This is a genomic window from Chloracidobacterium sp. (assembly GCA_016716305.1).
GTDB lineage: Bacteria > Acidobacteriota > Blastocatellia > Pyrinomonadales > Pyrinomonadaceae > OLB17.
The window spans coordinates 1,828,220-1,845,394 of sequence record JADJWP010000002.1; the positions used below are offsets into that span (position 1 = coordinate 1,828,220).

Here is a 17,175-nt window from a genome sequence, read left to right on the forward strand (position 1 = left end):
CGGTTAGCCTTCCAGGATCACCTGAGCGATCGCCTGATCCGCCGTATGCGAGATCGAGAGGTGGATGCGTTTTACACCGCCTTCCTTCATAAGCCGCTCGGCCTCGCCGGTGATCTTGAACGAAGGTGCTCCATGATCGTCGTTGACCACCTCGACATCCTGCCATTTCAGTTTCCCGCGCCAGCCGGTCCTGAGAGCCTTAAATAGAGCTTCCTTCGCGGCAAAACGTGCTGCGAACGATTGATCTGCGGCCTTTCCTTTGCTTTCGCAATATGCCCGTTCGTCGGGCGTGAAAACACGCTCGGCAAAACGCGGAGTTCTGGCGATGGAATCGCGTATGCGATAAACTTCGATCATGTCTATGCCTGTCGAGACTATCATGGAAAACGATCCGGAGGTCGATGATGAGACTTTAGCAGACTCTGGGTTCTATTGGCGAGAACACAATGGCGTCAAGGTCCTTGTCTGCCGGCCGCTTGAATCAGCCGGCTTCGTGAACGGATTTTCGACGCGTCTCGGCGGAGTTTCAGATGTTCGATCAGAGACGTATGGCCTGCTCGGGAGCGACCTCAACCTTGCCGGGTATGACGAGGACCTGGCCGAGAACATCGAAGAGAACCGCCGCCGATTCCTTGCCGTCCTTGATGGCGAATATACTCTATCGACCGTTTGGCAGGTTCACGGCGACTCGATCAAAGTGATTCGGTCGTATGCCGATGCACGCGAAACGGACCAAAAGTTCGATGCGCTGGCTTCCGACTTGCCTGATCTGCTGATCGGCGTCAAAACCGCCGACTGCGTCCCGATATTGATCGGCGATCCGGTCTCGGGTGCATTCGCTGCCGTTCATGCCGGATGGCGCGGGACTGCTCGGTCGATCGCGAAAAAGGGGGTCGAAACCCTGGCCGGTGAGTTTGGAGCAAGGCCCGGATCGATGTTTGCTGCCATCGGGCCGTCGGCTTGCGGGCGGAAGTATGAGATCGGTAAGGACGTCATTGATGCATTTGCCGAGAATTTTTCCACAAGTGGAAAATACTTCACCCCGACCGTCGAGGGACACGCATTGGTCGACCTTCAGGGAGCAAATATCGATCAACTGACGAATGCAGGAATCGACCCCGCGAACATCTTTACATCGCCATTTTGCACCATTGAGCGAACTGATCTTTTCTATTCTTACCGCGTTGAAAAGAAGCTTTATGGCAGGACCGGAAGATCGCTCTCGGTCATCGGGCGCCGGAACCCCTGACGGACATCAGCGAATCCGGATCGATGACCCCGCTGTTCGGCTGTCGGGTAAGTAGCAGACCTCGTCGGTACATGCCTGGAAATCGACTTTTGCAGATACCTGTATAGTGCGGTTTCGAAGTTGTTTTGGAATGGTAAGGGTGAACGGAAACTCGACGCGGCCTTCGTAGACATTCAAAGCATCAGACGAGAATTTGAACGTCCGATCTCTTCCCTTCGGATAGCGAATTTTGCCAGCACGGATCCCGGAGGCCTTTACGACAACAGTGGTCGGGATCAGATACTCACTTTCAGGTCGGTTTGAGTTGACGTGCAGCCCTTCCGGTAAATCGAGAACTACCACGCCGCGGACCGTTGAGCCGCGTTCGACCGTATTTTTCTCGAACCTGATCTCAGCGGTCTGAGCCCCCGCCCTGCTCACTGCAAAACCAAGGACAAAAAGCGTGATGAGAAATAAGGTACTCCGATTCATCATGTAGGTTAGATCAAACTTCTGGTGCGGTTTCGACATTCTTGATCCTGAAACTCGCCGCCATCGATTCTATCCGCTCGCTATACTCGTCGCGATGATCGGCCAGGACGACCACAGCGAGCTGAAATATGCCGTCAACCGCTTCGATCCACCGATAGAATTTCGCGGTTCTGACCATTCCGCTGAGCGCCTCAGTCTCCAATGCCAGACATCGGGCACCGCCGATTGTCAACGGCGTTTCGGACATGATCTTTTCCCCGCGTTGGCTCACCACTGTCTTCATACCGCCGAATGTCTCGCCCGAAAAGAACTCGATCTTAGCGACCACATGGTGAAGATCTTCGGCTTCGTCGCGGCCAAGATCCTTCGATCGGGCCGAAAATAAAACCCCATCTTCAGGCTCGGCAAGATCTATCAAACCGTCTGGCTTTTCGATCGCAAAATACTCGGTCTCGATCGATTCGGCCGCGTAGGCCTGAGCGGCGCTTCGCTTGATCTTGGTCGAGGCCCATACCATCAGCGCGACGAGGATCAATCCGGGAATTAGAAGTTCCATATTAAGCGAACAAATGTCCTGAGGCAGATCGATCGCCAATATAGACGCTACGCCGCCTTCGCGGCAAGCTGCCCGCAGGCTGCGTAAATATCACGGCCACGCGGCGTTCTGATATAAGCCGATATGCCTTTCGATTCGAGGACCTCCTTAAATCTCTTGACCTGATCTTCTGTCGAAGGTGAATAATCGAGCCCTTCCGCCGGATTGTGTGGGATCAGGTTGATCTTCACCTTTCTGAGTTTGCTTTGCTTTATAAGCGCCGCGAGTTCGTTCGCGTGAGCATCACTGTCATTCACGCCGCCTAGCAACACGTACTCGAACGTAAATCGTTCACCTCTCTTAAGGCTCTTCTCGAACGAGCGGGCCGCTGCCATCAGATCGGCGATCGGCCACCGTTTGTTTATCGGCATCAACCGATTTCGCAGCTCATCATTGGCGGCAGTCAGCGAGATCGCAAGATTCGGCCGCCGGTCGAGCTCTGCAAATTCATATATCCTGGGGACGATCCCGGCAGTCGAGACAGTCACCCGTCCGGGGACGATATGAAGGCCGGCGGGGTCTGACATAATGTCGAGTGCCTTTATCAGATCTTCGAAATTCAGGAACGGTTCGCCTTCGCCCATGGCGACCAGGTTCGTACCATGAGGTGTCGGAACGCCCGGCCCGTAAATCTCGTTGAGCACGATCGTTATCTGTTCGACGATCTCGCCCGCGGTAAGGTTGCGAAGCAGGCCGAGCTTCGCGGTCATACAAAAATCGCATTTCAAAGGACAGCCGGATTGCGAAGAAAAGCAGATCGTATCGCGGTTCTCAGTTGGGATAAAGACCGTCTCGACCGGATAGCCGTCGTGTGTTTTCATTAGGAACCGCCGCGTCCCATCGGACGACGCGAAGCTGGATTCGACAGTCAGCGTTGACGCAGTGGCTGTCTCGGCCAGCTTTTCGCGAAGCGCTTTCGGCAGATCCGTCATCTCAGCGAATGAGGCCAGCCGCCGATCGTGCAAACCGCGGAAAACCTGATCGGCACGGTAGCGCGGTTCGCCAAGCTCCTCGAAATACTCGATCAGCTCGATCCGCGACGATCCACGTATATGCATTAGGTCGGGCACAACGTTGATTTTAACGCATTCAGACCGCCTTCGACATCGGTATCGGTCGATTTTATGCTGCGGCAGATTCGGCCGCCTCAAAGTAGATGTCCGTTTTGTTACAATCTTTCTCAATGCCGAAGGTCAGTAAAATACCGGATCGCTGGATGTTGGCGATCGCGCTTTTGATCTTCTCAGCTGTGCCGGCGTGTCAGAGACCGGCCGTGACGACCGGACCGGCTATCACAACTGGGACAGAAACAGTTTCACCGAATCCGCGAACAAATGGTTCCGAAAGCGAACATCTTGCCTTTGGCAATCTATCGAACGCAACGACGGATCCTGCCGATCAGGACAATTTTCTCATTCTCGGGAATGGCTCTGCGTTCTCCTACAATGACAGTCGCGGAACGATCAACTGGGTCTCATGGCGAACGGAGCGCTCGGATCTTGGCGACTCGATCCCCAGGCCGGATTTCAGGCCCGATCCGCGACTCCCCGACAATTTCAAGCGGATCGGATACTACGACTATTCCGGAAGCGGTTTTGACCGAGGCCACATGGTACCGAGTGCGGACCGATTCGCAAGCAAAGAACTTAACGAAGAGACGTTCCTGATGACGAATATCGTTCCTCAGTCTGGTGCGTTGAATCAATACCCCTGGAACAAGCTCGAATCGTTCGCCCGGGGTCAGGCGTGGCGCGGAAGCGACTTATATCAGGCTGCGGGCGTTTACGGAGACCAGGGTTCGCTCAAAGGAAAGATCGTCGTCCCGACGAATTGCTGGAAGGTGATAGTCGTGGTGCCGCGCGGTAAACGGATCGAGGCGAACGACCCGAGAATGCGCGTTTTCGCCGTCGATATGCCAAATGATCCCGGGATCGAGAACGTCCGCTGGGAGCGGTATCTAACGACTATCCGCACTATCGAATCAAAGACCGGCCTTGACTTCTTTTCAACATTCCCGGCGGAACTGCAGGACCGTATCGAGAACCGCCGCGACACAAGATCCGGGAAGCCGTGAAACTTTGTTTATCAGATCGCGTATGAGATCGAATGAAACATGCATTCCTGATCGTCGCGCTTTCATTTCTGTCGTTTTCGGCAATGGCCCAAACACCTGTACCAAAAGAAGCCGCACCGGCTGATGTCGCATCGATCGACGCGATAATGAAGGCGGTCTATGACGTCATATCGGGCGACGCCGGTGAGCCTCGCGATTGGGATCGGTTTCGGTCGCTCTTTCACAAGGACGGACGATTGATCCCGACCGGAAAGAATCCGCAGACCAACGTCTTTGCTGCGCGGGCGATGACGCCCGACGATTACGTTGCGAGAAACGAGCCGTTCTTCGCCAAGAACGGTTTTCACGAACGCGAGATCTCGCGCAAGGTCGATCAGTATGGCAACATCGCCCAGGTATTTTCAACGTATCACGCGTTTCGGAGCAAGACCGACAAAGAACCGTTCCTGCGCGGCATCAATAGTTTCCAACTCGTTAATGACGGTAAACGTTGGTGGGTCCTCACGATCTTCTGGCAGGCCGAGACCCCCGACAATCCGATCCCGCAGCAATATCTGAAGGGCAAGAACTGATCCAAAATTAGCGCTTGACATTGAATGATGCGCTGAGTTAACTTAACACCGTTTAGTTTGTTAACACTGTTAAGTACCATGCCGTCGAAAAGCAAAAGAGAAAATGCGAAAGAGAGTTTGCGGCAGGAGATCATGGATGCGGCTCGCGAATTGTTTGTCAACGAAGGATACGAACGTGTTTCCATGCGAAGGATCGCGGACCGCATCGGCTATTCGGCGACAACGATCTATCTTTATTTTGACGATAAGGCCGACCTTATGACGCAGATCTGCGAGCAGACATTTGGCGAGCTAACGCGCAAGATCACCGCGATCAATAGAAGGTCGGCCGACCCGATCGAAGGCCTTCACGCGGGTATGGCCGAATACATAAACTTCGGACTCAGGCACCCTAGCCACTATCTTTTGCTCTTCGGGACCACTTCACCAAAAGAAATGAAAGTAAGTTTTGAAAACTCGAATGGAAAGCTCGCTTTCGAAACGCTTCGCGAGGCGGTGTCGAGATGCATCGACAGCGGACGTTTCCGTACCGGCGACGTCGAGCTGATCAGCCAGTCGCTTTGGGCCGGGCTGCACGGGATCACATCGCTTTTGATAACACAGCGGCACTTTCCGTTCGTCGCCCGAAAGAGGCTGATCGAGAATACGATTCAGACAATGATCGCCGGCGCCGCACGTTAATTTTTTTTGACCGCTGCTTAACACTGTTAAGTAAGCGCTCAGGCCAATTTAGGAGCTAATAGAGATGAATGCAGAAACGATCTTTTCAGTAGCGAACACAACCGCATTATTCAGCTGGATACTCATTGCTGCCGCGCCGAAATGGAAATTCACGCGTGTGGTTGTCGTCTCGGGCGCGATACCGATACTGCTGTCGGCGGCCTATCTCGTCCTTGTCGTTACGTTCTTCGGATCGGCAGAGGGCGGATTCGGGTCGCTTGCCGATGTGATGAAACTCTTCACCAATGAATGGGCCGTGCTTGCAGGCTGGATACACTACCTTGCTTTCGACCTCTTCGTCGGTATTTGGGAGGTTCGTGACGCCGAGGAACAAGGTATCTCTCATTGGTTCTTGATACCGTGTTTGTTCTTTACGTTCATGCTTGGCCCGATCGGCCTGTTGATGTACACCGGCCTGCGGTTCGCACTGAAAAAGAGAGGTGAGAAATGATAGCGCGATTGTTCGAAACTCAACGGCCGTTGATGATCGCCGGTACGGTGTCGTTCGCGTTGTTTGCGATCACGGCGGTTCTGATATTTGCCGACGCGACCGAAATTCTCGGGATCAACCGTTGGATAAAGCCGATGAAGTTCTTTATTTCGATAGCGATATTTCTTTGGACGATCGCCCTGTACTTCGACTTACTTCCAACCGGAGCCGGGCGGCTTAACAAGATCGCATGGATGATCATCGCGATCTTTGTAATTGAGATGGCTGTGATCGCAGGACAGCCGCTTCGAGGCGAAACGTCGCACTTCAATACATCGAGCGCTTTCAATGGTGCTCTTTTCGCCGCAATGGGTACGGCGATAGCGACCCTGACCGTCATTATGTTCTATGTGGCTTATCTGTATTTCAGGAGCGAGGTCCAACTGCCGGCGGCCGTCGTGCTCGGCTTGCGTCTCGGGCTCGTTGTAATGCTCCTGGGAAGTCTTCAGGGAGCGTATATGTCGTCCCAAATGGGCCACGCGGTCGGTGTGCCCGACGGCGGTGCCGGATTGCCGCTGGTAAATTGGTCAACCGAGGGCGGCGATCTGAGGGCGGCTCATTTTATCGGGCTGCACGGGCTGCAGGCGATACCGCTTTTCGCCGCGATCTACCAGCGTTACAGGCCCGCAGCTGCCACTCTTGCAACAGCGGCCTTTGCCGTCGTTTATGCCGGTGCATTCACTGCTGTCTTTATTCAGGCTGTTTATGGGCAGCCATTACTTGCCATCTTCTGATCAAGTTCGGCATCCAAACCGGCACTGTGCGCGAACTGGAAATTTCGAAGTTACTTTCGAGATCCTATTATGGCCGAGCACATTTTGAAACGGGAATTAACGATCGATCTGCCGCGTGGCGACGTCTTCGTCTTTTTTGCCGACGCCGGGAACCTTGAGCGGATAACGCCTCCGGAACTCAATTTTCATATCATTACACCGCAGCCGATCGATATCAGGCAGGGTGCGTTGATCGACTACAAGCTAAAGATGCGCGGCCTGCCTATGAAATGGCGCACCGAGATATCGGTGTGGGAGCCGCCTTTCCGCTTCGTCGACCAACAATTGATCGGGCCGTATAAACAGTGGATCCATACGCACACGTTCACAGAAATATCGGCGGAACGGACGCTGATCGAGGACGAAGTGCGCTATCGCCTTCCGCTCGAACCGCTTGGGGACCTTTCTCATTTTATCGTTCGCCGCGAGCTTGATCACATTTTCGACTTCAGGCAAAAGGCCGTCGCCGAGATCCTTCAAGGCGCCGGCCACTCGCCGGTGTAGGCGATGTCCGCACGGCCCGTGATGAGCATCTCGCCATCGTCACGCCACACGAAGTCGGTGGTGCCGCCGACCGCGTGAACCGCGAGGTTCTTGCCGGTACGGCCAGTGAATGCCGATAGGACCGCTGCTCCGCTTGAGCACGTACCTGATGATGACGTCTCGCCAGCGGCGCGTTCCCAGATCCTGATCTCAATGTTCTCGCGGTCGATAACCTTCACAAAAACGATATTCGCTTTCGACGGAAAGACCGGATGGGTTTCCAACGCCTTTCCATATTTACGCCAATCAAGATCAAGATCGTCGACGAATGTGATCGCTACAGGGTTGCCGACATTAACGCAAGACATCCTGAATTCCCTACCAGCCGCCGTGACTGAAAGATCGATCACGGATTCAAGCGGTTCAGATGTAAGGACGGGAACATCCCGGCTCGCGAACTTTGGTTCGCCGATCTCGGCCTCAAATCGATAGTGGCCCGGTGATTCCTCGTCGATCAGGCGAAATCGCTTGTTGCCGCTGCGGGTTTTCAGTCGAAGCACCGGCAAACTCCAGAGCTGTTTGAAGTAAATGTACGAGACGGCGCAGCGTGTCCCGTTCCCTGAAAACCCGGCAACGCTGCCATCCGGATTAACGATCTCGCAAAAGAAATCAGCATCGCTGTCGGGTGTTCGCTCGATGATGGCGATGCCGTCTGCACCGGCGCCCGTGTGTCGGTTGCAGATGCCGATGGCCAATTCGGAAAGATCATTGTCTTCGGCGATCGCTGCTTTTTCAATGACTATGTAGTCATTGCCGAAACCGTGAAACTTGCAGAACGAAATGCTGCTCATCTTATTCGTGCGATCGCGACGATGATCTCCTGGCCGTCGGTATATCTGAGGGTGAAATCGACCGCATCGCCGACCTTAAGTCCGTCAAGCAGTTTTTTATCCGAAACGAAAAACTCCATCCGCATCGGAGGCATAATGCCGGGAATGTCGTCATGATCCATCTCGACAGAACCGAGATCGGCGTTGATCTTTGTGACAGTTCCTTTGCCCGGATAATCGCCGTTTTTCGGCTTCGGCAATTGTGTTGCCTGCGGCGATGCGGCTGGTTTGTTCGATGCGTTCGACGGCGAGGCTGATCTTGAGCCGCCGCAAGCGACGGCCGCGATCAACATGGCAAACGTGCAGATAAGAAGAAGTAAGGCGTTGGTGCGTCGCATAGACACGAATTCCGGGACATCGGCGTCCGGTAAACTTCTTCCGGTAAGTGATTCAGGACCGAATACGCCCGCGATCCGGAACCTCGGCCTTAATGCGGCGGCTAATTTACCCAGTCCGCAATGAAGACATTTGTGTCGCCCACTGTGGCCGTATTTCGGTTCGAGGCGAATACGAGCTTTTTGCCATCCGGCGAGAAGATCGGAAACCCGTCAAACGTCTCGTTAAAAGTAACGCGCTCGATTCCGGTGCCGTCGAGATTTATTAATGCCAGATCGAAATTTGGCTGGCGACGTCGGTCAGTCCTGTTCGGGTCGAAATAGTTGGTGCAAAAGATTATCTTTTTGCCGTCGGGCGTAAAGAACGGAGCAAATGACGCTGACCCGAGATTTGTTACCTGACGCTTGTTCGATCCGTCTGCGTTCATCACCCAGATCTCGAACACGGTCGGGACGACCAGCTTCTTCGCAAGCAGGTCCTTGTAACGTGCGATCTCGGCCTCGGTCTTCGGGCTCGAACGGCGGTATACGATCATTTTCGAATCCGGCGAATAGAATGCGCCGCCGTCGTACCCGATCTCGTTGGTCAAGCGCTTTACATTCCTGCCATCCACATCCATTGAATAGAGGTCAAGATCGCCGTCGCGCTCCGATGTAAATACGATCTTTTTGCCATCAGGGGAAACGGTCGCTTCGGCATCGTATCCGGGAACATTGGTAAGACGCTTGATGTCCGTGCCGTCGGCCTTTGCGGTGTAAAGTTCATAGTCACCGTAGACTGGCCAAACGTAGCCTTGCGAACGGTCGGGGTCGGGCGGGCAGTCTTTTCCTCCGCTCTGTGTCGATGCATAGATCACACGCTTTCCGCCTTTGAAATAATAAGCGCAGGTCGTGCGGCCTTCGCCGTTCGAGATCTGCCGGGTCGCGGTACCGTCGATATTCATCGAGTAGATCCGATCGCATCGGTGGCCGTCGCGTTTCGATTGAAAGATCAGCTGCTTGCCATTCGATGAGAAATACGCCTCGGCATTTTCACCGCCAAACGTCAGTTGTTTGATATTCTTGAGCCGCTTTTCACCCGCGACGGCAAGACTCGGAGACTGTGCCGCTGCCGGTACGAATTGCGATATAATCAAAGTAAGGATAATAATTATTAGCTTCGCCATAATGGGTAATGTAACATTTACGCTCAACTTGATCTTAGTCTTGAGCTATTAGAATAGCGAATATCGGCCCATTGTTAAACTGATCGCGGCAAACCATCTCGCAAAGGCCCGTCGATCACCAGAAAACACAACAAAGTTCATCGTCCGAATTATGATGTTCGAATCGAAACAAGAGGTCTTGGATTGGTACGATAGGCAGGAACGAGCCCTTTCCGACGAATTCATCGATAACGTCGAATGGGGCAAGGTTCGTGATCATCCGTTCGATGAGAGATTGATACCTGTACTGCTCTACATGCGCGACGTCGAAACGCTCACCGATATGTATTGGCAGGAATTGAAACGGACGCCGACCGGCCGAGATCCTGTGATCTCCAAATTCATGGAGCGTTGGGGCATTGAGGAAGTCACCCACGGCGAGGTGTTGAATCGATTTCTGAACGAACTTGGCCATAAGACCGAAACGGATTGGGCATCAGGCGTTAGACGTGCCGTATCGAAGTTCTATCATGTGAACACTTATCTGCTTACCTCGCTGACCAATCTGATCGGGCATCGATTTACGGCGACGCATATGACCTTCGGTGCGGTTCATGAAATGACAACGGCGCAGGCATACCGCCGGATGATCGAGATCGCCGACCATCCGATACTGACCGGAATTCTAAAGGCGATAATCCGTGAGGAATCTGCGCATACGCAATTTTATTGGAGCGTTGCCCGTCTGGAGTTAAGAAAAAACGACAGCGCCCAACGACTTGCCCGCCGTGTGATCGAGCATTTCTATTATCCCGTTGGCCAGGGCTCGCTGCGGAAAGAAAGGACCAAGCGGGTCGTTTCGGTCTTGTTTGGTGAAGACGACGCACTAGCCGTATTGGATCGGGCGGTCACGCAGCGCGTACAGCAATTGCCCGGCTTCGATGGTGTTACGAAGGTGACCGAAAAGATCGGGCAGGTCGCCGGAAGCCGTCTCATGCGTTGAGATGCGCGACCCAAATGAGCATTCAAACCAGGTCAATTCCGATAGAACTCAACCCCGTTCTTTACCTCCAATTCGACGCGGCCATTTGCCTCTGCGTAGTCGAGATGAGCAACCGCCTCTGAGATCGCGAGAAAGCGGTGTACGTCGTGGTCGAACGAATTTGGAAAGAGCCGTTGCGCAACCTCAAAGGCAGTTACGCCGCGATGGTCGACAAGACCGGCAACCCGTTTCTGACGGTCGTCTATCGCCCGAACGTATCGATTAAAGATCTCTTCGAAATCGGTCACCGGCTCGCCGTGTCCGCCATGCGTCAGAGTCGGCTTTTGGGCCCGCAGCTTTGCCAGGCTGACCAGATATTCAGCAAGCGACGCAAAACGGCGGTCAGGATCGACCGGATCAGGCGACAGCATCGGATTTGGAGTGATCCGTTTGAGGACACAATCGCCGCAGACCAATGTCCGGTTGGCCTCGCGCACAAATGAACAAGAACCCGGCGTATGTCCGGGCGTGTGGAGAACGCGAAGCGAACCAGTCTCGAACTCCAGTTCCATGTTGTCGGTCAGATCGGTCAGTTCGCCGTGCTCAAGCGAATCGGTCAGAAGCGATATCTCTTCATAGAGAAGCCGCATATCTTCGATTACCGCCTCCGGAACCCCCGAGCGCACCAACAACCGGCGATGCTCCTCACGCGCCAGCCGACCAAAAAGATGTCCGGTCTCCCAATTATGGATCAATACCTCGGCATCCTTTGCTTCGTCTCGGACCTGTTTTGCCAGACCGCAGTGATCCTCATGGGCATGCGTCAGTACGATTCGGCGGATATCTGAAAACGCTATCCCGTTCTCGGCAAGACGCAGCCTTAACGCTTCGGACGCTTGTCTGGTCTTTGGTCCGACGTCGATTAGGGTGACCGGATCTTCCTTTATCAGGTATACGTTCACATCGCCGACATAGAACGGGGTCGGTATCGAGAGCGGGATCATCTGCATTGGATAATATTGATGTCTAAGAGTGCACCTTGCCCTTGGCGGCGATTTCAGATCAGATCACTGTTATAATAACGAGACCGGTGCTCGATGACCAGGCAAACAACAATGGGAAACACGCGCAAAGAGATCGTCGTGGCGGGCGCGGGCCCGGCGGGGTCGAGTGTGGCGATACGCCTTGCCGATGCCGGCCATTCGGTCACGATCATCGAACGCGAACGATTCCCGCGTCATAAACTCTGCGGGGAATTCATCTCACCGGAGTGTATCGGGCATTTTCGCGAGATCGGTGTCAGCGATGCGATGCTGAGTTCTGGCGGGCAATCGATCAAGGAAACACGGTTCTATGCAGCGAGCGGCCGCAGCGTTGGTATTCAAAGCGAGATCTTCGGGGGCAATGCGCTGAGCCTGAGCAGGGCTCGTATGGACGACGTCCTGCTCGAACGTGCCCGATCGGCCGGTGTAAGAGTGCTGACGGAGACCGCGGTGATCGGTGTGGAACTCGGAGCGAACGGCATCTCGTCTCTACGGGTTCGAAACGAAAGCGGACTATCGCAGATCGAAGGTTCGATCTTTATCGATGCGACCGGACGTGCCGGCACGCTGTCGAAACTTTCGGCAAAGAAAGCAGATAAGGCGTCGAAGACCCGGCAAGCGAAACAGCCGGGATTTGTTGGCTTCAAGCAGCACGTTCGGGGAGCAAAGATCACTCCGGGAACCTGCGAGATATATTTCTTCCCCGGCGGCTACGGCGGCGTCACGTATATTGAGAACGGCCTCGCCAATCATTGCTTCATCATGACCTCTGAGAGGGTCCGGTCATTAGGTGCAGACCAGAATCGGATCCTGACCGAGGCAGTTTTTCGGAACCGGCGTGCTCAGGCGACGCTTTCGAACGCCGACCCGGTAGGTGACCGGCTTGCGGTCGCTGTCGATTCGTTCGGTTCGCGAAACACGACCGGCCACCAGAATCTGTTTTCGGTCGGCGATGCCGCTGCATTCATCGATCCGTTCACCGGGAGCGGAATGCTCCTGGCCCTTGAGAGCTCGCGCGTACTTTCCGACTGCCTAATAGAAAGCGACCTCGAAACCCTCTCGGCCGTAAACGCGTATACGGTCCGGTATGCGAAAAGATTCTGCGGACGTCTTCGGACGTCGTCGCTGCTCCGACGGGCAGCATTTGTTCCCGGGATCGCATCGTTCTCGATCTTCTCGCTTTTTCATTCGCAGACCGTAATGAGAACATTTGCTCGGGCTACGAGACGGGGATTTTCACTCAGCAGAAAATAGCGGCCCGACACCGATAAATTGACGATTTTGCTTGCCTTACGGCTGATTTTGCGATACAAACATCAAAGCAAATCTTAGCAATTCTGCAACCTGTCGAAATTAATTGAATTAACTGGAAGTTTCGGGCTCGGGATCAACCCTTTTCTCACGTCGGCATTCTGATGCTGAAAGCCCTCGGCAGTTACCGGAATCGATTCAAACCGCAAAGGAGATTTTATCTAATGAGAGCAGTTTCTATAACCATCCCCAAATTCGTCGAAAAGTTCATCACAGTAGCGATGTTCTTATTCGTCGGCGTAGGATCGGCGTTGGCCCAAGCTCAGGCCAGCGCAGCCGACCTCGTTGGCACGGTCGTCGACCAGAACGGTGCTGTCATACCGGGCGCTAGTGTTTCGGCACGAAACGCCGGCACCGGGATATCGCGATCAACTACGTCTGGTTCCGACGGCAGTTATCGGTTTATCGCACTCCCGCCGGGCGAATATGAGGTAACGGCCGAAGCTGCGACCTTTAAGAAGGTTTCGATATCGCCGGTCCGGCTTACGGTCGGGCAAAGCGCGGAACTGCGGATCACGATGGAGGTCGGTGCCCAGGACGTTACTGTCACGGTCACGGGCGAATCGGTCGAGCTAATAGAAACAACCAGAACGACGGTATCAACGACCATCGACCAGACCCGCATCGAAAATCTTCCCATCAACGAGCGAAGCGCGACCGGATTTGCCCTGACCATCTCGACGGTCGGACGCGATAACGGTAAGGCGGTAGGCCCGGCACCAACGTCCGGACTCAACATCGGGGGCCAACGCGGCCGCTCGACCCTCGTTCAGGTGGACGGTGCAGATTTCACCGACAATTCGATCAACGCGGCACGATCGACGGTTTCGCAGGAGGCCGTGCAGGAGTATCAGGTCACGACCAACTCATATATGCCTGAGTTTGGTCGTGCGACAGGCGGCATCGTCAACGTGGTAACGAAGGGCGGAACGAACGAATTCCGAGGCAATATCTTTGGATTTCTCCGTCACAAGTCGATCCAGTCGCGCAACGCTTTCGCCCCTGTGATCGACGGCGATCCGGATAAGCGTCCGCCATATACGCGTGTCCAATACGGTGCGACGTTCGGCGGCCCTTTGGTCAAAGAACGGACGTTCTTTTTCGGGTCCTTCGAACAGCGTCGACGGCAGGAATCCGGCTTTTTCACAAGCGACCTGATCGCGGGTGCGACAGGCAGCTTTACATTCCCGACAGCAATAATTCCGAATGGCCAGGCGTTTACGGGCCTGACCGCGGCGCAAGTATCATTTTTGCAGACCGAGGTCTCGAGCGGGGACGCGGCCCGCATCCAACGCGCCGTTGCGTACGCTCATTTTGCTTCGATCGGAACGCAGACCGCGCTTAACGGCGCAAGCTCGCTGGTAAACTTCCTGCCGGGCATCGGCGTTCCCCAGGGTTCCGTCGTCGGCGGCCGTTTTCTGCTTTCGGGCACACCGGTGCCGCTTACACGCAATGCGAATGGCGAGTTGATCGCGTTCCGTCCGTTGAACCAGCTTCGCCGCATTTTCCCGATCTCAGAAGCATCGACCTACACGTCGCTGCGTCTTGACCACCTCATTTCTCAGGGCCAGCAGATCTCGCTTCGGTTCAGCTATAACCCGAGCAAGATAAACGGAATTCAGGACGAATCACAGAACCAGACGCTCGGCCAGAACGATTATTCACGAACCGGAATTCAGCAGCTTGAGGACGTATCGTTCGCGGCATCGCTTTCGAGTATTTTGCCCCGCAACGTCATCAACGAAGCCTATTTCAACTTTGGCCGTCGTGCCGCAAAGTTCGATTCTCAGGTTCCGAGCGTTGCCCATCAGATCGCCGGTACGGGCTTTATCGGTTCCAATCCGTTCTCGCCGGTCGATCGCGTTGAAGAACGATTCCAGCTTCGCGACAATCTCACATGGGCGACTGGCAGCCATCTGTTCAAGTTCGGTGCCGACTTCAATTTCATCGATGTCAAAGCCGTCTTCGAGCTTAATTTCCCCGGCCTTTTCAATTTCAGCCAGCAATCCTGCAGCGGTTTGATACCGGGCTGCACCGGGCCGGCGTTCACCCCGAATCAGGCATACGGTCTGGGTTTCCCGAGCGTATTCATTCAGGGATTCGGTGACCCGAATAGTGCGATAAAGAACAAGCCGATCGCTTTCTTCGCTCAGGATACGTGGAAGGTCTTTCGTAACTTTACGCTCAATTACGGCATTCGTTACGACATCGAGTTCACCGACGAGTTTGCACCCGTCCCGTTCAGAGACCCGCTAACTGGCATCACGCTTACGGCAGCCGACGTTCAGGCCGCGCAGGACATCCTGAATGTTACTCAAGGTTTCCCGCGTGACACCGACAACTGGGCACCGCGGCTCGGTATGGCGTGGGATCTTTTTGGCAACGGAAAGACAGTTCTCCGAGCGGCGGGCGGAATGTTCTATGACCATCCGCTTCTCGTTGTTGCTTTCAACTCGGATATTGCAGATGGCTCGCAGCAACAGCAGGCTACGCTGCTTCCGATCGGCGGCCCTTCGCCGACCGGACTGTTCAACGCATTTCAGGTCTTTCACGGAACCGTTTGCGGTGTGCAGGGCTCGGTCCCGACGATCTGCGGTGCGACCGTTACACCAAATGTCGCGACATCTGCCCGGTATCTTTTCGGTCAGCAGCGGTTTGATTCGAGCACCTTTACCGGATTCGGCCCGATCCTGCCGTTCACGCTCCACGTTTCGAAAGATTTCGAGTTTCCTTACGCATTGCAGGGCAACCTCGGGATCGAGCAGATGATCGGGAAAGACATGGCGATATCGGCGAGTTATATAACCGTTAACGCAAGGCACCTTGCCCATCCGCAGGATGTGAACAATGTAAATACCGATGCACTTCGCGAGAACTTCCGTCGGTTCGCGGTAAACAACCCGGCCTTCGCGGGCTGCACGACGGCGACCCCGACGGCACCGAGCTGCTTCCCGACAAACCTCTCGACTGCTGCGTTCTTCCCGATGCCGACAGCGTCGAATGCATTGTTTACTGTTGTCCTTCCGGGCCTTATCGCGGTGAACAATACGACAGGCCAACGGATCGTTAGCCCGATCGCGGCCAATTTCTTCCGCCGGCTCGGGCCAAACTACTTCTTTGTTTCGAGCGTAACTGGCGGCGCGGTCAACAAAGCGGCGTTCGATTCACAGCTTGCAGGTACCGTCCGGGCCCCCGGCCCGCTGAACGCTTACGCAGACGTTAACGCGCAGATGTCAGACGGCAATTCGTCGTACAACGCACTGAATCTGGAATGGAAGAAGCGATTTTCCAACAACATGCAGTTCTTTGCTACGTACACCTGGTCACATTCGATCGACGACTCGTCAGATCTGCAGACGCTCCTGAAGCCGCAGGATAACCTTAACTTCAGGGCCGAACGTGCCGATTCGCTTTTCGACCAGCGTCACCGCTTCGTATTCAGCGGTATTTTCAGTGCACCTGATTCGTGGAGGAATGGCAACGGATTTCAGAAATTCGTTCAGGGATTCCAGTTCGCCCCGATCGTTGAATACGGTTCGGGCCGTCCATTCAACATCCTCGCGGTCGGCGACGCAAATGGCGATTTTCAGAGCACCAACGAACGTCCGACGGTACGTCCTGACGGGACACTCTGCCAGACGGCCGTCGATGCCAATTGTCAGACCGGCATCTTCCCCGCAAACGGCAATCTTGGCCGTAACATGGGGATCACCGGCAACTTCTTTTCGGTCGATATGCGCCTTACCCGAAAGTTCCGGATCGGCGAACGAGTCAGCATCGACCTCATTGCGGAAGGGTTCAATCTCTTCAATCGCTTTAATGAGGCCGCCGCGAACCCGTTCTATCAGGTAGTGAATGCCGTCGGCCAGAAGAAAGGTTCGAAGTATTTGAGCCAATCGACATCTGCGTTCGATCCGAGGCAATTCCAGTTCGGTTTCAAACTCAACTTCTGATGGTTCGAATTGTTTGATTCTGATCGGCCGGACGGTTAACGCTGTCCGGCCTTTTTTTTGGCAGTATGTCCGGGGGTCGCTTGTATTGA

General features: G+C 54.5%; 18 protein-coding genes. 10 read left to right on the forward strand and 8 right to left on the reverse strand.

The features are described 5' to 3' along the window. Positions 1-3: 3 nt before the first annotated feature. Positions 4-381, reverse strand: a complete 378-nt coding sequence (locus tag IPM28_10135; protein MBK9173347.1) for a holo-ACP synthase — start codon at positions 379-381, stop codon at positions 4-6. Between IPM28_10135 and pgeF the strand changes: the two genes are divergently transcribed. Continuing rightward, positions 380-1,249 (forward strand): peptidoglycan editing factor PgeF, encoded by an 870-nt coding sequence (gene pgeF, locus IPM28_10140; protein ID MBK9173348.1) that lies wholly within the window; start codon positions 380-382, stop codon positions 1,247-1,249. The two genes, IPM28_10135 and pgeF, sit on opposite strands and share 2 nt — an antisense overlap. A 6-nt stretch (positions 1,250-1,255) precedes the next feature. Here pgeF and IPM28_10145 read toward each other — a convergent pair whose 3' ends face one another. Genes IPM28_10145 through rlmN form a run of 3 tightly spaced genes read right to left on the reverse strand, consistent with a single transcriptional unit; the run spans position 1,256 to position 3,373 of the window. Next, positions 1,256-1,759 (reverse strand): hypothetical protein, encoded by a 504-nt coding sequence (locus tag IPM28_10145; GenBank protein ID MBK9173349.1) that lies wholly within the window; start codon positions 1,757-1,759, stop codon positions 1,256-1,258. Then, entirely contained in the window at positions 1,734-2,276 is a 543-nt protein-coding gene (locus IPM28_10150) for a hypothetical protein (GenBank protein ID MBK9173350.1), read from the reverse strand. The genes IPM28_10145 and IPM28_10150 overlap by 26 nt, the downstream gene beginning before the upstream one ends. Before the next feature lie 47 nt (positions 2,277-2,323). Then, positions 2,324-3,373, reverse strand: coding sequence for a 23S rRNA (adenine(2503)-C(2))-methyltransferase RlmN (gene rlmN / locus IPM28_10155; protein MBK9173351.1), 1,050 nt, complete (start codon positions 3,371-3,373; stop codon positions 2,324-2,326). 125 nt (positions 3,374-3,498) lie between these two features. On the opposite strand from rlmN, the gene IPM28_10160 reads away from it, so the two are divergent. The 6 genes from IPM28_10160 to IPM28_10185 all read left to right on the forward strand — a co-directional run bounded on the left by IPM28_10160 (position 3,499) and on the right by IPM28_10185 (position 7,448). After that, positions 3,499-4,389 carry a DNA/RNA non-specific endonuclease gene (locus IPM28_10160; protein ID MBK9173352.1) on the forward strand — a complete coding sequence of 297 codons (891 nt, stop codon included), beginning with the start codon at positions 3,499-3,501 and terminating at the stop codon, positions 4,387-4,389. Between the two features lie 32 nt (positions 4,390-4,421). Beyond that, on the forward strand, positions 4,422-4,961 hold the full coding sequence (locus IPM28_10165) for a nuclear transport factor 2 family protein (protein ID MBK9173353.1): 540 nt from the start codon (positions 4,422-4,424) through the stop codon (positions 4,959-4,961). Between the two features lie 78 nt (positions 4,962-5,039). Then, the gene (locus IPM28_10170) at positions 5,040-5,642 is read left to right on the forward strand and encodes a TetR/AcrR family transcriptional regulator (protein ID MBK9173354.1); all 603 of its coding nucleotides are present in this window, start codon (positions 5,040-5,042) and stop codon (positions 5,640-5,642) included. A 64-nt stretch (positions 5,643-5,706) separates the two neighbouring features. Then, positions 5,707-6,132, forward strand: a complete 426-nt coding sequence (locus IPM28_10175) for a DUF4281 domain-containing protein (protein ID MBK9173355.1) — start codon at positions 5,707-5,709, stop codon at positions 6,130-6,132. Then, positions 6,129-6,905 carry a hypothetical protein gene (locus IPM28_10180; protein ID MBK9173356.1) on the forward strand — a complete coding sequence of 259 codons (777 nt, stop codon included), beginning with the start codon at positions 6,129-6,131 and terminating at the stop codon, positions 6,903-6,905. The genes IPM28_10175 and IPM28_10180 overlap by 4 nt, the downstream gene beginning before the upstream one ends. A gap of 69 nt (positions 6,906-6,974) precedes the next feature. Further along, on the forward strand, positions 6,975-7,448 hold the full coding sequence (locus tag IPM28_10185; protein ID MBK9173357.1) for an SRPBCC family protein: 474 nt from the start codon (positions 6,975-6,977) through the stop codon (positions 7,446-7,448). Here IPM28_10185 and dapF read toward each other — a convergent pair. The 3 genes from dapF to IPM28_10200 all read right to left on the reverse strand — a co-directional run bounded on the left by dapF (position 7,421) and on the right by IPM28_10200 (position 9,818). After that, on the reverse strand, positions 7,421-8,278 hold the full coding sequence (gene dapF / locus IPM28_10190; protein MBK9173358.1) for a diaminopimelate epimerase: 858 nt from the start codon (positions 8,276-8,278) through the stop codon (positions 7,421-7,423). The genes IPM28_10185 and dapF overlap by 28 nt on opposite strands. Further along, positions 8,275-8,610, reverse strand: coding sequence for a copper-binding protein (locus tag IPM28_10195; protein MBK9173359.1), 336 nt, complete (start codon positions 8,608-8,610; stop codon positions 8,275-8,277). Before IPM28_10195 ends, dapF begins: the two co-directional genes overlap by 4 nt. A gap of 146 nt (positions 8,611-8,756) precedes the next feature. Continuing rightward, the gene (locus IPM28_10200; protein ID MBK9173360.1) at positions 8,757-9,818 is read right to left on the reverse strand and encodes a PD40 domain-containing protein; all 1,062 of its coding nucleotides are present in this window, start codon (positions 9,816-9,818) and stop codon (positions 8,757-8,759) included. A gap of 151 nt (positions 9,819-9,969) precedes the next feature. On the opposite strand from IPM28_10200, the gene IPM28_10205 reads away from it, so the two are divergent. Continuing rightward, entirely contained in the window at positions 9,970-10,800 is an 831-nt protein-coding gene (locus IPM28_10205) for a ferritin-like domain-containing protein (protein ID MBK9173361.1), read from the forward strand. Between the two features lie 32 nt (positions 10,801-10,832). Here IPM28_10205 and IPM28_10210 read toward each other — a convergent pair whose 3' ends face one another. Continuing rightward, positions 10,833-11,789: an MBL fold metallo-hydrolase gene (locus tag IPM28_10210; protein ID MBK9173362.1), complete on the reverse strand. Its 957-nt coding sequence runs from the start codon at positions 11,787-11,789 to the stop codon at positions 10,833-10,835. Between the two features lie 87 nt (positions 11,790-11,876). Here IPM28_10210 and IPM28_10215 point away from each other — a divergent pair, with 87 nt between their 5' ends. Together IPM28_10215 and IPM28_10220 are read left to right on the forward strand one after the other, a co-directional pair. Next, a complete protein-coding gene (locus tag IPM28_10215; GenBank protein ID MBK9173363.1) occupies positions 11,877-13,076 on the forward strand; it encodes an NAD(P)/FAD-dependent oxidoreductase in 1,200 nt (399 codons plus the stop codon). Positions 13,077-13,297: 221 nt separating this feature from the next. After that, complete coding sequence (locus IPM28_10220) at positions 13,298-17,086, forward strand: TonB-dependent receptor (GenBank protein ID MBK9173364.1); 3,789 nt, start codon at positions 13,298-13,300, stop codon at positions 17,084-17,086. Positions 17,087-17,175 lie beyond the last annotated feature (89 nt).

Coding starts and splice junctions, on each gene's coding strand:
- pgeF (MBK9173348.1), top strand. CDS start 380: ATGGAAAACGATCCGGAGGTCGATGATGAGACTTTAGCAGACTCTGGG.
- rlmN (MBK9173351.1), bottom strand. CDS start 3,373: ATGCATATACGTGGATCGTCGCGGATCGAGCTGATCGAGTATTTCGAG.
- IPM28_10165 (MBK9173353.1), top strand. CDS start 4,422: ATGAAACATGCATTCCTGATCGTCGCGCTTTCATTTCTGTCGTTTTCG.
- dapF (MBK9173358.1), bottom strand. CDS start 8,278: ATGAGCAGCATTTCGTTCTGCAAGTTTCACGGTTTCGGCAATGACTAC.
- IPM28_10195 (MBK9173359.1), bottom strand. CDS start 8,610: ATGTTGATCGCGGCCGTCGCTTGCGGCGGCTCAAGATCAGCCTCGCCG.
- IPM28_10220 (MBK9173364.1), top strand. CDS start 13,298: ATGAGAGCAGTTTCTATAACCATCCCCAAATTCGTCGAAAAGTTCATC.
- IPM28_10200 (MBK9173360.1), bottom strand. CDS start 9,818: ATGGCGAAGCTAATAATTATTATCCTTACTTTGATTATATCGCAATTC.
- IPM28_10185 (MBK9173357.1), top strand. CDS start 6,975: ATGGCCGAGCACATTTTGAAACGGGAATTAACGATCGATCTGCCGCGT.
- IPM28_10170 (MBK9173354.1), top strand. CDS start 5,040: ATGCCGTCGAAAAGCAAAAGAGAAAATGCGAAAGAGAGTTTGCGGCAG.
- IPM28_10160 (MBK9173352.1), top strand. CDS start 3,499: ATGCCGAAGGTCAGTAAAATACCGGATCGCTGGATGTTGGCGATCGCG.
- IPM28_10215 (MBK9173363.1), top strand. CDS start 11,877: ATGACCAGGCAAACAACAATGGGAAACACGCGCAAAGAGATCGTCGTG.
- IPM28_10210 (MBK9173362.1), bottom strand. CDS start 11,789: ATGCAGATGATCCCGCTCTCGATACCGACCCCGTTCTATGTCGGCGAT.
- IPM28_10135 (MBK9173347.1), bottom strand. CDS start 381: ATGATAGTCTCGACAGGCATAGACATGATCGAAGTTTATCGCATACGC.
- IPM28_10180 (MBK9173356.1), top strand. CDS start 6,129: ATGATAGCGCGATTGTTCGAAACTCAACGGCCGTTGATGATCGCCGGT.
- IPM28_10205 (MBK9173361.1), top strand. CDS start 9,970: ATGATGTTCGAATCGAAACAAGAGGTCTTGGATTGGTACGATAGGCAG.
- IPM28_10150 (MBK9173350.1), bottom strand. CDS start 2,276: ATGGAACTTCTAATTCCCGGATTGATCCTCGTCGCGCTGATGGTATGG.
- IPM28_10175 (MBK9173355.1), top strand. CDS start 5,707: ATGAATGCAGAAACGATCTTTTCAGTAGCGAACACAACCGCATTATTC.
- IPM28_10145 (MBK9173349.1), bottom strand. CDS start 1,759: ATGTCGAAACCGCACCAGAAGTTTGATCTAACCTACATGATGAATCGG.